General features: G+C 61.8%; 10 protein-coding genes and 1 pseudogene. 8 read left to right on the top strand and 3 right to left on the bottom strand.

All coding sequences use genetic code 11. The features are described 5' to 3' along the window. Nucleotides 1-2: 2 nt before the first annotated feature. On the bottom strand, nt 3-1,610 hold the full coding sequence (locus ACMGF5_RS14830) for an ATP-binding protein (protein WP_119688393.1): 1,608 nt from the start codon (nt 1,608-1,610) through the stop codon (nt 3-5). Continuing rightward, nucleotides 1,607-2,305, bottom strand: a complete 699-nt coding sequence (locus ACMGF5_RS14825; protein ID WP_039604244.1) for a response regulator transcription factor — start codon at nt 2,303-2,305, stop codon at nt 1,607-1,609. The genes ACMGF5_RS14830 and ACMGF5_RS14825 overlap by 4 nt, the downstream gene beginning before the upstream one ends. 680 nt (nt 2,306-2,985) lie before the next feature. On the opposite strand from ACMGF5_RS14825, the gene ACMGF5_RS14820 reads away from it, so the two are divergent. Continuing rightward, nucleotides 2,986-5,865 (top strand): ribonucleoside-diphosphate reductase subunit alpha, encoded by a 2,880-nt coding sequence (locus ACMGF5_RS14820; RefSeq protein WP_046787472.1) that lies wholly within the window; start codon nt 2,986-2,988, stop codon nt 5,863-5,865. Between the two features lie 577 nt (nt 5,866-6,442). Further along, entirely contained in the window at nt 6,443-7,693 is a 1,251-nt protein-coding gene (locus tag ACMGF5_RS14815) for a ribonucleotide-diphosphate reductase subunit beta (protein ID WP_012313106.1), read from the top strand. Between the two features lie 961 nt (nt 7,694-8,654). Here ACMGF5_RS14815 and ACMGF5_RS14810 read toward each other — a convergent pair. Then, nucleotides 8,655-9,308 (bottom strand): annotated as a pseudogene (locus ACMGF5_RS14810) (type II toxin-antitoxin system HipA family toxin); the annotation flags it as partial. Between the two features lie 438 nt (nt 9,309-9,746). Between ACMGF5_RS14810 and ACMGF5_RS14805 the strand changes: the two are divergent. The 6 genes from ACMGF5_RS14805 to ACMGF5_RS14780 all read left to right on the top strand — a co-directional run bounded on the left by ACMGF5_RS14805 (nt 9,747) and on the right by ACMGF5_RS14780 (nt 15,892). Then, nucleotides 9,747-10,985, top strand: coding sequence for an OprD family porin (locus tag ACMGF5_RS14805; RefSeq protein ID WP_174142608.1), 1,239 nt, complete (start codon nt 9,747-9,749; stop codon nt 10,983-10,985). A gap of 281 nt (nt 10,986-11,266) precedes the next feature. Beyond that, nucleotides 11,267-12,073, top strand: a complete 807-nt coding sequence (locus tag ACMGF5_RS14800) for an NAD-dependent epimerase/dehydratase family protein (protein ID WP_119688385.1) — start codon at nt 11,267-11,269, stop codon at nt 12,071-12,073. A 26-nt stretch (nt 12,074-12,099) separates the two neighbouring features. Continuing rightward, a complete protein-coding gene (locus ACMGF5_RS14795; RefSeq protein WP_046787476.1) occupies nt 12,100-12,978 on the top strand; it encodes a glucurono-1,5-lactonase in 879 nt (292 codons plus the stop codon). 65 nt (nt 12,979-13,043) lie between these two features. Further along, on the top strand, nt 13,044-14,015 hold the full coding sequence (locus ACMGF5_RS14790; RefSeq protein ID WP_012313102.1) for a TRAP transporter substrate-binding protein: 972 nt from the start codon (nt 13,044-13,046) through the stop codon (nt 14,013-14,015). Between the two features lie 68 nt (nt 14,016-14,083). After that, complete coding sequence (locus ACMGF5_RS14785; protein WP_115273007.1) at nt 14,084-14,611, top strand: TRAP transporter small permease; 528 nt, start codon at nt 14,084-14,086, stop codon at nt 14,609-14,611. Continuing rightward, nucleotides 14,612-15,892: a TRAP transporter large permease gene (locus ACMGF5_RS14780; protein WP_046787478.1), complete on the top strand. Its 1,281-nt coding sequence runs from the start codon at nt 14,612-14,614 to the stop codon at nt 15,890-15,892. Nucleotides 15,893-15,997: the final 105 nt, after the last annotated feature.

Raw genomic sequence — 15,997 nt, 5'->3', positions numbered from 1 at the left:
CCTTACAGCGGCGCCTGCTCGCGTGGCCAGTTGAGGCTGAAGCAGGCACCGCCCAGCGCTTCACTGCGCCCTACCGTGGCCCGGCCGGCGTGCCAGTAGATGATCCGCCGCACGATCGACAGGCCCAGGCCATGCCCTCCCGAAGCCCGGGTACGGCTGTCGTCGAGCCGGGTGAAGGGCGTGAAGATACGGTCCCAGTAACCTTCGGGGATGCCCGGCCCGTCATCTTCCACTTCGATGCGGCAGCGCTGCTGGCCCAACTGATAGCTCAGCCGTACTTCAGCCCGGGCATGGCGCAGGGCATTGCTGACCAGGTTCTGCAGCGCGCGATGCAGATAGCGCGGCTCGGCCTCGACCCAGGCGTCTTCGCCATCCTGAAGCTGACAGGCACCACGCACCAGCCTGACGCCGGCATTGAGCGGGGCCAGCTCGTCGATCACCCGGTCGAGCAAGGCATCCAGGTCGACGCGCTGGAACTTCAGGGCCGGCGCGCCCTGCTCCAGGCGGGCGTAGGTCAGCATCTCGTCGACCAGCTTGTCCAGGTCCTGGATATCGCCGTCCATGCCCGCCAGGTGCTTGGCCCGGGCCTGTTCGGTCGGTGCGCTTTCAATCATTTCCAGGCCAAAGCGCAAACGCGCCACCGGCGTGCGCAACTCATGGGACACCGCCCGCACCAGCTCGCGCTGCATGTTCAACGAACGCTGCAGGTGTTCGGCCATGCCGTTGAACGCCGCCGCCAGGCGCCCGACCGAATCGGCATCGCCGGCGGGCACACGGGTTTCCAGGCTGCCCTGGGCGATGCGCGTGGCGGCCATTTCCAGGCCCGACACCCGCCGTTCCAGCTGGCGCACCAGCAGATAGACCACCAGGCCAATCAGGCACAGGCCGAGGAACGCGATCAACACCAGCAATTGCGGCGGATAGGGGTTGAGCTGATACAGCGGGCCAATCTCCAGCACCCAGGGCGAACCCGGCAAGCCTGCGAACACGCGGATCGAATCGCCATCCTTGCCCAGCGCCATGACCGTGTCGCCCTCCTCTACCCGGCGCCGCTGGTCATCGTCCAGGCCGACCCGCTCCAGGCGCTGCAGGGCGATACCAAAACCGAACCCCTTGCTCTGCCTGATCTGCGCCAGGCGCTGTTGCTGTTCGGTGACCGGGAAGCGCACCAGTTCATCGGCGAGCAGATAGAGCGTGGCCCGCGCCAGCTGCTCGCTGACCTGCTTGACCTCGGCCACCAGCAGCAGGTCTTCCTGGCCCACCTTGCGCAGCACCTGGGCGGCGTGTGGGCCGGTTTTCTGCACCACCACCAGGGCGCGATTGAGCCGCGCGCGCTGGCCGCCATCAAGGGTGCGCGCCGACAGGGGTTGCAAGTCCAGCGGCACGCCCAGCAAGCGCTCCCACATCAACAACGAGCGTTTGCGTTCGGTTTCATTCTGCTGGGCCAGGTTGTCAGCCATCAGGCTGAACGTGCCCTGGGCCAGGCGCTCGCGGTGCTGGGCGGCGCGCACCTCGTTGACCAGGTGCAGGCTGAGCACACCAAGCAGGGCCACCAGCACCAGCACCGCGAGCATGCCGCCATAAATACGCAGGAAGATCGAGTTGTTCATGGTGCATCGCCGACGAACAGGTAGCCCTTGCTGCGCAGGGTCTTGATAAGACGGGGGTGGATCGGGTCGTCGCCGATCTTGGGGCGGATCTTGGAAATGCGCACGTCGATGGAGCGGTCCTGGCCGTCGTAACCGACACCGCGCAAGGCGGTGAAGATCTGCTCACGCGACAGTACCCGCCCGGCATTGCTGGCCAGCAGCCAGAGCAGGTCGAACTCGGCACCGGTAAGTTCGATCAGCTGTTCGCCGAGCCGGGCTTCGCGCAGGCGGTTGTCGATGCGCAGGTCACCAAAGGCCAGCTCCTGGGTTTTGCCTTGTGCCGGCTCGCTGCGCCGCAGCAGGGCCTGGATGCGTGCCAACAGCAGGCGTGGGCGCACCGGCTTGCACACGTAATCGTCAGCACCAAGGTCCAGGCCCTGGACCTGGTCGAGCTCGTCGCTGCGGGCGGTGAGCATGAGGATGGGGCCTGCGTACTGGCCACGTACGCGGCGGCAGATGCTCAGGCCGTCTTCACCGGGCAGCATCAGGTCGAGGATGACCATGTCTGGCTGGCTGTCGACGATACGCCGGGCGGCGCGCGCACCATCGCCCTCCACTGCCACCTCGAAACCGTTGGCCTGCAGGTATTCAGCCGTGAGCTCGGCGAGGCGCTGGTCGTCTTCGACGATCAGGATGCGGGGTACGGGTTGGTCCATGGCGTTTGCCTTGATTGTTGTTTTTGCGTTGCCTGTTCCGGCCCCATCGCCGGCATTGCCACCTTAACCAAAAGGCAACATCCCCTGCCGATACTACGTCCCGCACCCGGCACTGCCAACCTCAGCGGAAACACCCCTGGACTGAACCGTTTTTTGTGCTAGGGTTCGCGCCCTGAAAAATCTGCACCGGGGCAACGAGCCGCAGAAAAATACTGCAAACCACTTGGTACAAGGCCTACAGCGAATACCCACTATTCACTCACAAAGTACGCACAACTTATCCACAGGCGCTCGCCTTGCAAAGCCCCCGATACCGCATTATCTTGTATCCCCAGCGCAGCGAACCACTAGATGTTGGGTTTCACACACCAACGCCAAGCATGAGTCAGCAGACAAATTCAAGCGATTTTTCTGCCTGAACTTATTGTGGTTTCAACAACCAAATCGCTCCAGCGGAGATGGAGAGCAACAGCTTTTGGGCTAGCCCCATAGCCTTTGACTTCGGCCAGGGAGCGGCATGTTCTTTGCCCCTTATTCCTGAGTCTGTCCCGAAGTCGGTACGCCCGAGCGGGCGGATGCGCGCGCATGACGCATCCCCGCCAGGGCCGTCGAACAAGTGGACAGAACGGTGGGCGCCCAAAAGGCGCCTGAACATATAGAAACTGTGGAGACACCCACCCATGCAAACCGACACAACTCGCGAGAACCCGCAGGCTTTGGCGCCGCAGGCCGCCGATTCCAACCAGGATCTGGCCGCGACCGCTCCGGGCCAGCTGCGCGTGATCAAGCGCAACGGCACTGTCGTCCCTTACACCGACGACAAGATCACCGTGGCCATCACCAAGGCGTTCCTCGCAGTTGAAGGCGGCACCGCCGCTGCCTCGTCGCGCATCCACGACACCGTCGCGCGCCTGACCGAGCAGGTCACCGCCACGTTCAAGCGTCGCATGCCATCGGGTGGCACCATCCACATCGAAGAAATCCAGGACCAGGTCGAACTGGCCCTGATGCGTGCCGGCGAGCAGAAAGTCGCCCGTGACTACGTGATCTACCGCGACCAGCGTGCCAAAGAGCGCGCTACCCGCGCCAACACCGACGCCGCAGTCGAGCCGCACCCAAGCATCCGCATCACCCTGGCCGACGGCAGCCTGGCGCCGCTGGACATGGCGCGCCTGAACACCATCATCAGCGAAGCCTGCGAAGGCCTGGCCGAAGTCGATGGCGACCTGATCCAGCGCGAAACCCTGAAGAACCTGTACGACGGCGTGGCCATCAAGGACGTCAACACCGCCCTGGTGATGACCGCACGTACCCTGGTAGAGCGCGAGCCGAACTACTCGTTCGTCACCGCCCGCCTGCTGATGGACACCCTGCGTGCCGAAGGCCTGGGCTTCCTGAACGTTGCCGACAGCGCCACCCACCACGAGATGGCCGACCTGTACGCCAAGGCACTGCCGGCCTACATCGCCAAGGGTGTCGAGTTCGAGCTGCTGAACCCGGCCCTGGCCGCCTTCGACCTGGAAAAACTGGGCAAGGCGATCAACCACGAGCGCGACCAGCAGTTCACCTACCTGGGCCTGCAGACCCTGTACGACCGCTACTTCATCCACAAGGATGGCGTACGCTTCGAGCTGCCGCAGGTGTTCTTCATGCGTGTGGCCATGGGCCTGGCGCTGGAAGAGAAAGACAAGGAAGCCCGTGCGATCGAGTTCTACAACCTGTTGTCGTCCTTCGACTACATGGCCTCGACCCCGACCCTGTTCAACGCCGGTACCCTGCGCCCGCAGCTGTCGAGCTGCTACCTGACCACCGTGCCGGACGACCTGTCGGGCATCTACCACGCGATCCACGACAACGCCATGCTGTCGAAATTCGCCGGTGGCCTGGGCAACGACTGGACTCCTGTGCGTGCACTGGGCTCCTACATCAAAGGCACCAACGGCAAATCCCAGGGCGTCGTACCCTTCCTGAAAGTGGTCAACGACACCGCCGTCGCCGTGAACCAGGGTGGCAAGCGCAAAGGCGCTGTGTGCGCCTACCTGGAAACCTGGCACCTGGACATCGAAGAATTCATCGAGCTGCGCAAGAACACCGGTGATGACCGTCGTCGTACCCACGACATGAACACCGCCAACTGGATCCCTGACCTGTTCATGAAGCGCGTCTTCGATGACGGCAAGTGGACCCTGTTCTCGCCATCGGAAGTGCCAGACCTGCACGACCTGACCGGCAAGGCCTTCGAAGAGCGCTACGAGTACTACGAAGCCCTGACCGAGTACAACAAGATCAAGGTGTTCAAGACCATCCAGGCCAAAGACCTGTGGCGCAAGATGCTGTCGATGCTGTTCGAAACCGGCCACCCATGGCTGACCTTCAAAGACCCGTGCAACCTGCGCTCGCCGCAGCAGCACGTGGGCGTGGTGCACAGCTCGAACCTGTGCACCGAGATCACCCTGAACACCAACAAGGATGAGATCGCGGTCTGCAACCTGGGCTCGATCAACCTGCCGAACCACATTGTCGACGGCAAGCTGGACACCGCCAAGCTGCAACGCACCGTGAACACCGCCGTGCGCATGCTCGACAACGTGATCGACATCAACTACTACTCGGTGCCGCAAGCGCGTAACTCGAACTTCAAGCACCGCCCGGTCGGCCTGGGCATCATGGGCTTCCAGGACGCGCTGTACCTGCAGCACATCCCGTACGGCTCCGACGCTGCTGTGGAGTTCGCCGACAAGTCGATGGAAGCGGTCAGCTACTTCGCGATCCAGGCGTCCTGCGACCTGGCCGATGAGCGCGGCGCGTACGAGACCTTCCAGGGTTCGCTGTGGTCCAAAGGCATCCTGCCGCTGGATTCGCAACAGATCCTGATCGAGGCCCGTGGCCAGAAGTACATCGACGTCAACCTGGAAGAAACCCTGGACTGGGCGCCGGTACGTGCCCGCGTACAGAAAGGCATCCGTAACTCGAACATCATGGCCATCGCGCCGACCGCGACCATCGCCAACATTACCGGCGTGTCGCAGTCCATCGAGCCGACCTACCAGAACCTGTACGTGAAATCGAACCTGTCGGGCGAGTTCACCGTGATCAACCCGTACCTGGTGCGCGACCTGAAAGCCCGCGGCCTGTGGGACTCGGTCATGATCAACGACCTGAAGTACTACGACGGTTCGGTGCAGCAGATCGAGCGAATTCCGCAGGAGCTCAAAGACCTGTACGCCACCGCGTTCGAAGTCGAGACCAAGTGGATCGTCGATGCCGCCTCCCGTCGTCAGAAGTGGATCGACCAGGCGCAGTCGCTGAACCTGTACATCGCCGGCGCTTCGGGCAAGAAGCTGGACGTGACCTACCGCATGGCCTGGTACCGTGGCCTGAAAACCACCTACTACCTCCGTGCCCTGGCCGCGACCAGCACCGAGAAGTCGACCATCAACACCGGCAAGCTCAACGCCGTGTCCAGCGGCGGCGACAGCGCCCCGGCCCAGGCCGCAGGCCCGGCGCCAGTGCCGAAGGCTTGCGCGATCGACGAGCCGGACTGCGAAGCCTGCCAGTAAGGCCTGCTGATGCCGCAAGGGGTGCCCCAACGGGTGCTCCTCGCGGCATTTTCTTATCTGCGCAAGCGCAGCTTTTGTAGGAGCGGCCTTGTGTCGCGAAGGGGCTGCAAAGCAGTCCCGGAATCCTTGTGAAAATAGTGGATTCCAGGGGCCGCCTTGCGGCCCTTTCGCGACACAAGGCCGCTCCTACAAAAAACGCGCCAACCCAACATGATGTATCGATAAAATAAAAAACCACAACATGTAGTGCCTCGCGCTATTTGCCGCTAAACTCCCTTCCCGTAAAAGACGACACGAGATACCGTGAACGGACGCGCGTAAAACCGGTCGAAAAATTACCCTCGCCCGCAAGACGCGCACCCCGATCGAAAGCGAATTCCGGTATACTCCGCCCCCTCTGAAAAGGGCACCTATTCAAGTCCCTGGCCCCTCCCCGAGGCCTGGCCAGGCACGAATCCAGATGTAACGAGAGTCAGCCTCTCGAGCTGTCCATTCGCCGTTACGGCCTTGCGTCAGGCATCACATTTTTAAAATCCAACCGGTTGCCCCAGGGCGACCCTCAAGCAGGAGCCAAACCATGCTGAGCTGGGACGAATTCGACAAAGAAGACGGCGAAGTAGCCGCCAAAGGCAACACCCCTGCGCAGGCCAACGCCGCCGCCACCCTCGACAAGCTCGACAGCGCCGGCGGTGCTGCCGCCCTGGAAGCCCGTGCTGCCACCGCCGCCGACTCCGACGCAGTTAAGCGCGCCAAGGCCGCGCTGGACGCCCTGGACATCGCCGAAGGCCTGGCCGAGCTGGAAGGCTCCTCGGCCCGCGTCGCCGTTGACGAAAAGCGCATGATCAACTGCCGCGCCGACCTCAACCAGCTGGTGCCGTTCAAGTACGACTGGGCCTGGCAGAAGTACCTCGACGGCTGTGCCAACCACTGGATGCCGCAAGAGGTCAACATGACCGCCGACATCGCCCTGTGGAAGAGCCAGGACGGCCTGACCGAAGACGAGCGCCGCATCGTGATGCGCAACCTCGGCTTCTTCTCCACCGCCGACTCGCTGGTTGCCAACAACCTGGCCCTGGCCGTGTACCGTCTGATCACCAACCCGGAGTGCCGCCAGTACATCCTGCGCCAGGCTTTCGAAGAGGCGATCCACACCCACGCCTACCAGTACTGCATCGAGTCGCTGGGCATGGATGAAGGCGAGATCTTCAACATGTACCACGAGATCCCGTCGGTCGCGAAGAAAGCCGCCTGGGGCCTGAAGTACACCCGCGCCATCTCCGACCCGGAGTTCAACACCGGCACCGTCGAAACCGACAAAGAGCTGCTGCGCAACCTGATCGCCTACTACTGCGTGCTGGAAGGCATCTTCTTCTACTGCGGCTTCACCCAGATCCTGTCCATGGGCCGCCGCAACAAGATGACCGGCGTTGCCGAACAGTTCCAGTACATCCTGCGTGACGAGTCGATGCACCTGAACTTCGGTATCGACGTGATCAACCAGATCAAGATCGAGAACCCGCACCTGTGGGATGCGGCGATGAAGGAAGAAGCGACCCAGATGATCCTGCAAGGGACCCAGCTGGAGATCGAATACGCCCGTGACACCATGCCACGCGGCGTACTGGGCATGAACGCGGCAATGATGGAGGACTACCTCAAGTTCATCGCCAACCGTCGTTTGACCCAGATTGGTTTGAAGGAAGAGTACCCAGGGACGACCAACCCGTTCCCGTGGATGAGCGAGATCATGGACTTGAAGAAAGAGAAGAACTTCTTCGAGACGCGCGTGATCGAGTATCAGACTGGTGGGGCGTTGAGCTGGGACTGATTGTCCGGGCTGAACATGGAAAAGGCTGCCAATTGGCAGCCTTTTTTTACTAAGAGCTCTTGCGAAAGATTGCAGCCTGGGGAATGCGCGGTTCTTGAGGTCTGCGCTGGATCTGTGTACTCCAGCGTGAGGATGCACAGCTATATGACCGCACATCCCTTAGACCTCCCCAGCGCCCTGCACCACCGAGTCAGAGGATGATTATTGATGCCTTCCCTGATTATCAGGCAATCACTGCATCGTCGGGCTGCGCCTGCGGTGCCTCAAGCAGGTTGTGCAAGGTATTGAGGAACAGGTCGAAGCTCATGATCCCGTTACCGACGGTCGACAGCAGTGTTTGACCGCTCTCGTCCTTGATAACGACCAACTCGGTCCACTGATTGAGATCGACATTGCCCAGGCTGTTCAACGAGACCTTGCGGCCATCGATCTCGAGCGCGTCGCGGGTGACAGTCAGGGGCTTGGTGGTGACGTTCAAGAAGTCGCCGCGGAGGCGCTTGCCCCATACCTGGCTGGTGTCCAGATAGTTGAACTGCACGGCCCCGCCATTGTGAAGCGTGGCCAATACCGCTGGTAGCCGTTCGTTCAGATAGTGTTCACGCACCTGCTCGATAAAGGCGAACAGGCCCTTGAGGTGCGGATTGACCCGGCGCAAAGGCTCGCTTGCGTTGCGCCGATACGCCAGATTGTTGGTCAGGCCGGCGAAGGCGGTCTGCCCGGAGGCGAACAGGTACAGGTCGTTCATCTCGCTGAAGGGCACGTAGTCACGCTCGTTGCCGATGACCTGGCAGATGCCTTTTTCGTAGACCTCATAGCGGGCTTTGCGCAGCGTTTTCTGCCACAGGGCCAGCGCGAACATGCTCAGGCCGAGCACACCCAACAGGACGATGGTGGAATAAAAGATGCCCCTGGGGCCGTTGAATTGCAGGTTACTGGTAAGGCTCAGGTAGCCGACGAAAGCGGCCAAGGCCAACATCTCCTTGCGGCCAATATCCAAAGCCTCCCCCATCACATCCATCTGGTGATAGCCCCCAGGGCCTTCACAGAACGTCACATCATAGGCAGGCGCCAGCGTCCACTCGCCAGTGCGGGACATGAGGTAAGCGAAGTTCTTCGGGTGATCGTCGCGGTTGTTGAATGCCACATTGAACACGGCGCGCTCGAAGGCACGAGCCTTCTCCCGCACGTCATTGGTGCACATGTGCGTGGCACGCAGGAAGTTGACGTAATCCAGCGCACCGGGCGATCTGAAATCGGCACCGGTAAATGCGGCAAGGCTTTGCATCGGCACACGCAGGCCACCCTGTCGGTCGAAACGCTTGCTGGCAAAGGCCGCTTGCCCATTGGGCAGGCTGAAATGCTCAGTGTCCGGTGTCGCTATACCGCACAAGCGAAGGCACTCGGCGTAGACCATTTCTATCGCGCAGACCTCTGGGTGCTCTTCCTTGGCGGGAAATTTGATCAGCCAGGCTTCAAGGCCTGGTTTGGCGACAGTGGTGAAGGAGCCGGTGTGGTCATCGCGATAGACCAAGGCCTTCGGCCTTGCACCTTGAGGTGAGCCACCAACGAGCAGCAGTTTCTGCAGAAACTCACCGCCCCCACCCTTAAGCACTTCATGCGCAGCGTATGTGAAAATAGGGTCGGAACAGACGCCTCTCAGCTACTTTAGTCGTAGTACCTCTATAAGGAAATCTCGAAGCCCGGGCTAGAGCGGCCATTGCTTGAAACGCGCTGTTCAAGGCTGCCATTTCTTCAATACATTGCGCCAGCAAGCGTTGACATCCCCATCGTCGCTTGATAAAAAACCGATGACGTTGTACGACAACACATAACAAGAACAACAGTCAGTGGAAGATCTCCCCATGTCGACCCCCATCGCGCTACACCCAAGACTCGCACCGCCCTCCATTGCATCACGCACGGCCACCTAGTGCCGTAACCCTGTTTCACCCTACCCGGCCTTCACCGGCCCGTACCCACCCGCCCCTGCCGCAGGCCGCTTGCGCGTGCCCGGTGGACGGGCTGCCACACCCTTTTGCGGAGCACAACAATAATGAAAATCTGCCAGACCCTTCCTTTTGCCCTGCTGGGCGCCGGCATGATCGGGAGCTTGCCGGGCACCAGCGTGGCCGCAGGCTTCATCGAAGATTCCAAAGCCACGCTTGGCCTGCGCAACTTCTATATCAACCGTAACTTCACCAACCCCAGTAACCCGCAAAGCAAGGCCGAGGAGTGGACGCAAAGCTTCATCCTCGATGCACGCTCTGGGTTCACCGAAGGGCCGATCGGCTTCGGCGTGGATGTGCTGGGGATGTGGTCGGTGAAGCTCGATGGCGGTGGCGGCACCTATGGCACCGCCCTACTGCCGCGCCATGACGATGGGCAGCCGGCGGATGACTTCGGGCGCCTGGCGGTGGCGGGCAAGGCGCGGATTTCCAAGACTGAACTGAAGGTCGGCGAGTGGATGCCGGTGCTGCCGATCCTGCGTTCCGACGATGGCCGCTCGCTGCCTCAGACCTTCCGCGGTGGGCAGGTCACCTCTAACGAAATCGCCGGGCTGACGCTGTACGGCGGGCAGTTCCGCGGCAACAGCCCGCGCAACGACGCCAGCATGGACGACATGAGCTACGGCGGCGCCCTTTCGGACCGTTTCAACTTCGTCGGTGGCGAATACAAGTTCAACCAGGACCGCACGCTGGTCGGGCTGTGGAACGCAGTGCTCAAGGACGTCTATGAGCAGCAGTACCTGCAACTGAGCCACAGCCAGCCGGTCGGCAGCTGGACCTTCGGCGCCAACCTCGGTTACTTCCACGGTGGCGAAGACGGCTCCGAAAAGGCCGGGCAACTGGACAACAAGACGTATTCGGGGATGTTCTCGGCCAAGTATGGCGGCAACACGTTCTGGGTGGGCCTGCAGAAGGTCGATGGCGATACCTGGATGCGGGTCAACGGCACGAGCGGCGGCACCTTGGCCAACGACAGCTACAACTCCAGTTTCGACAATGCCAACGAGCGCTCCTGGCAGGTGCGTCATGACTTCAACTTCGTCACCGTTGGGGTGCCGGGGCTGACGCTGATGAACCGCTACATCAGCGGGCAGGACGTGCATACCGGGGCGGTGACCGACGGCAAGGAGTGGGTGCGGGAAACAGAGCTGGCCTATGTGATCCAGAGCGGGGCGTTCAAGGATTTGAGCGTCAAATGGCGCAACTCGTCGATTCGGCGCGACTACAGCAACAACGAATTCGATGAGAACCGGTTGATCTTCAATTACCCGCTGTCGCTGTTGTAACCCGGGCTAACGCGTTTCCTGTGGCAACGGCCTTGTGTGGCAATTGCCTGGCGTAGGAGCGGCCTTGTGTCGCGAAAGGGGCGCGCAGCGGCCCCAGAACTTCGCAGGCGGCCCCATTGCCGGGGGCCGCTGCGCAGCCCTTTCGCGACACAAGGCCGCTCCTACAGTTGACCACCAACCAGGCGAAAGCCGCACACGCCTCATTGACAACTGCCAACCCCACTGCCAATAATCAACACAGTCATACGACAACCTACAACAATTAACAAATAGAGCCGGCCATGACCACTACCCCCCTCAATCGCCTGCTGCTCACCGGAGCCGCAGGCGGCCTGGGCAAGGTCCTTCGCGAACGCCTGCAAGGCTACGCCGAGGTCCTGCGCCTTTCCGATATCAGCCCGATGGCACCTGCCGCAGGTGCGCATGAAGAGGTCGTGACCTGCGACCTGGCCGACAAGGCCGCCGTCCACGCACTGGTAGAAGGCGTAGACGCCATCCTCCATTTCGGCGGCGTATCCACCGAGCACTCCTTCGAGGACATCCTCGGCCCCAACATCTGCGGTGTGTTCCACGTTTACGAGGCGGCGCGCAAGCATGGGGTCAAGCGCATCATCTTCGCCAGCTCCAACCACACCATCGGTTTCTACCGCCAGGACGAGCGCATCGACGCTCACGCTCCACGCCGGCCCGACAGCTACTACGGGTTGTCCAAATGCTACGGCGAGGATATGGCCAGCTTTTACTTCGACCGCTATGGCATCGAGACCGTCAGCATCCGCATTGGCTCGTCCTTCCCCCAGCCACAGAACCCACGCATGTTGTGCACCTGGCTGAGCTACGACGACCTGGTCCAGCTCATCGAACGTGGGCTGAACACCCCCAACGTGGGCCACACCATTGTCTACGGTGCCTCCAACAACCGCACCGTATGGTGGGACAACCGCTATGCCGCGCACCTGGGCTACGAGCCTAAAGACACCTCCGAGGTGTTTCGCGAAGTGGTAGAGGCCCAGCCGGCACCTGCCGCCGATGACCCGAGCATGGTCTATCAGGGCGGCGCCTTCGCCGTAGCCGGACCGTTCAACTGACACCCAGTGCTCCAGGAGGCCCGGCCATGAACTGCGAACTGATCGTCGACGCCCGCAACGGCACCGGCGAAAGCCCCGTGTGGCACCCCACCGAACACGCCCTGTACTGGGTCGACATTCCCGCACGCCAGCTGCATCGCTGGCAGCCCGATGGTGCCCATCAGACCTGGCAAGGCGACGAGATGCTCGCCTGCATCGCGCGCACTGAGCGGGGCTGGATCGCCGGCATGGAAAGCGGCATCTTCCAGCTTGAAACCAGGGCCGATGGCAGCCTTGCCAGCCACTTGCTCAGCGCCGTCGACCATGCCCAGAGCGGCATGCGTTTCAACGATGGGCGCTGTGATCGCCAGGGCCGCTTTTGGGCCGGCACCATGTTGATGGACATGCAGCAAGGCGCCACGGTCGGCGCGCTGTACCGGCATGACGGCGAGGGCCAGTTACACCTGCAGCAGGACGGCATGATCGTGCCCAATGGCCTGGCCTTCAGCCCCGACGGCACACGCATGTACCTGTCGGACTCGCACCCCGACGTGCAGAAAATCTGGGTGTTCGACTACGACATCGACAGTGGCATACCCCACAACAAGCGGCTGTTCGTCGATATGCGCGCCTTCCCCGGTCGCCCGGACGGCGCTGCCATCGACCAGGACGGCTGCTACTGGATCTGCGGCAACGATGCCGGTCAGATCCACCGGTTCACGCCGGATGGCCGCCTTGACCGCTCACTCAACGTGCCGGTGAAAAAGCCGGCGATGTGCGCCTTCGGCGGCGCCAACCTGGACACCCTGTTCGTCACCTCGATCCGCCCCGCAGGCATCGACCTCTGCGACCAGCCGCTGGCTGGTGGGGTATTTGCCTTCGAACTCGGCGTCAAAGGCCTGGAGGAACCTGCCTGCCGGGGCTGAACACCCGTACTGCCAACCACACTCGTACGCCCGAAACCGGATAATAAAAACCACGGAGTTTCATCATGACTTTCAAACGCAAGCTGCTTCTTGCTGCACTCCCGTTCGCCTTCAGCCTCTCCCTGCCAGCCCACGCGCTGGACATCAAGTTCGCCGAGATCCACCCGGCCGGCTACCCGACCGTGGTCGCCGAGCAGAACATGGGCAAGAAGATCGAAGCCGCCAGCAATGGCGAGATCACCTTCAAGATGTTCCCCGGCGGCGTCCTGGGCTCGGAAAAGGAAGTCATCGAGCAGGCGCAGATCGGTGCCGTGCAGATGACCCGCGTCAGCCTGGGGATCGTCGGCCCGGTGGTGCCGGACGTGAACGTGTTCAACATGCCGTTCGTGTTCCGCGACCATGACCACATGCGCAAGATCATCGACGGCGATATCGGCCAGGAGATCCTCGACAAGATCACCAATTCCGAATTCAACCTGGTGGCCCTGGCGTGGATGGACGGCGGCTCGCGCAGCATCTATACCAAGAAGCCGGTGCGCAGCCTGGAAGACCTCAAGGGCATGAAGATCCGCGTGCAGGGCAACCCGCTGTTCATCGACATGATGAACGCCATGGGCGGCAACGGCATCGCCATGGACACCGGCGAGATCTTCAGCGCCCTGCAGACCGGCGTGATCGATGGCGCCGAAAACAACCCGCCAACCCTGCTCGAGCACAACCACTACCAGAGCGCCAAGTACTTCACCCTCACTGGCCATCTGATCCTGCCGGAGCCGGTGGTGATGTCCAAGACCACCTGGAACAAGCTCACGCCTGAGCAGCAGGCGCTGGTGAAGAAGGTCGCGCGCGAAGCGCAGATGGAAGAGCGCGCGCTGTGGGATGCCAAGACTGCCGCCAGCGAAGAGAAACTCAAGGCCGCGGGCGTGGAGTTCATCAGCGTCGACAAGAAACCGTTCTTCGAGGCTACCGCTTCGGTACGCGAGAAGTACGGTGCGCCGTACGCAGACCTGATGAAGCGTATCGACGCCGTCCAGTAATACCGGCCCCCTTCCAAGTTTGACCGCGGCAGTGCGGCGCCCGCCGCCCTGCCGCTTTGGTGATGCCTATGAAATCGCTTTTCCTGAGCGTGAATGACACGCTCTATCGCAGCTGCATCTGGGTCGCCGGCCTGTCGATCCTGGCCATGTCGCTGATCATTCCCTGGGGCATCTTTGCACGCTACGTGCTGGGTACCGGCTCCAGCTGGCCTGAGCCAGTGTCGATCCTGCTGATGGTGGTGTTCACCTTCGTCGGTGCCGCCGCCAGCTACCGGGCCGGCGCGCACATGGCGGTAGGGATGATCACCGACCGCCTGCCACCGCTGCAGCGCCAGCTGGTTGCACTGCTGGTGCAGGTGCTGATGATCCTGGTGTGCGTGTTCATGACCTACTACGGCATCAAGCTGTGCATCACCACGTGGAACCAGTCGCTGGCCTCTTTGCCTGGGGTACGGGTGGGCATGACCTACGCGCCGATCCCGGTCGGTGGTCTGCTGACCTTGATTTTTGTACTGGAAAAACTCCTGCTGGGCGATCAGAGCAACCGCAAGGTGGTTCGTTACGATCTGGCGGAAGAAAACGAAGGAGCTGCGTAAATGGATGCGTTCATTCTGTTGGGCAGTTTCATCGTGCTCATCCTGATCGGCATGCCGGTGGCCTTCGCCCTGGGCCTGTCGGCGCTGATCGGCGCGTGGTGGATCGACATCCCGCTGCAGGCGATGATGATTCAGATCGCCAGTGGGGTTAACAAGTTTTCACTGCTGGCCATTCCGTTCTTCGTGCTGGCTGGCGCAATCATGGCCGAAGGTGGCATGTCACGGCGGTTGGTGGCCTTCGCCGGAGTGCTGGTGGGCTTCGTACGGGGCGGTTTGTCGCTGGTCAATATCATGGCCTCGACCTTCTTCGGCGCCATTTCCGGCTCGTCGGTGGCTGACACCGCGTCTGTAGGCTCGGTACTGATCCCCGAGATGGAGCGCAAGGGCTACCCGCGCGAGTTCTCCACGGCAGTGACCGTCAGCGGCTCGGTGCAGGCACTGCTCACCCCGCCCAGCCACAACTCGGTGCTGTACTCGCTGGCGGCGGGCGGCACAGTGTCGATCGGCTCGCTGTTCATCGCGGGGATCATGCCCGGCTTGCTGCTGAGCGCGGTGATGATGGGCCTGTGCCTGATCTTCGCCAAGAAGCGCAACTACCCCAAAGGTGAAGTGATCCCGCTGCGCCAGGCACTGAAAATCGCCGGCGAAGCACTGTGGGGCCTGATGGCGATGGTCATCATCCTCGGCGGTATTCTCTCGGGCGTGTTCACCGCCACCGAATCAGCGGCCGTGGCAGTGGTCTGGTCGTTCTTCGTGACCATGTTCATCTACCGCGACTACAAGTGGCGCGACCTGCCCAAGCTGATGCACCGTACGGTGCGGACCATCTCGATCGTGATGATCCTGATCGGCTTTGCCGCAAGCTTCGGCTACGTGATGACGCTGATGCAGATCCCGTCGAAGATCACCACAGTGTTCCTGACCCTGTCGGACAACCGCTACGTGATCCTGATGTGCATCAACTTCATGCTGTTGCTGCTGGGCACGGTGATGGACATGGCGCCGCTGATCCTGATCCTGACGCCGATCCTGCTGCCCGTGATCACCGGCATCGGTGTGGACCCGGTGCACTTCGGCATGATCATGCTGGTGAACCTGGGCATCGGGTTGATCACACCACCGGTGGGTGCGGTGCTGTTCGTCGGTTCGGCCATCGGCAAGGTGAGCATCGAATCGACGGTGAAGGCGCTGCTGCCGTTCTACATTGCGCTGTTCCTGGTGCTCATCGCGGTCACCTATATCCCGGCCATTTCGCTGTGGCTGCCGAGCGTCGTGTTGTAACGGCGCTCATCCGGGGCCGCTGGGCGGCCCATCGCCGGCAAGCCGGCTCCCACTGGGACAACGCCGATCTGAAGGCCAATGCAAAACCCGTGGGAGCTGGCTTGC

Source organism: Pseudomonas sp. BNK-15 (assembly GCF_047456105.1).
Taxonomy (GTDB): Bacteria; Pseudomonadota; Gammaproteobacteria; order Pseudomonadales; family Pseudomonadaceae; genus Aquipseudomonas; species Aquipseudomonas putida_E.
The sequence above is the reverse complement of the archived record's forward strand: the minus strand, read 5'-3'. Positions and strand labels throughout refer to the sequence as shown.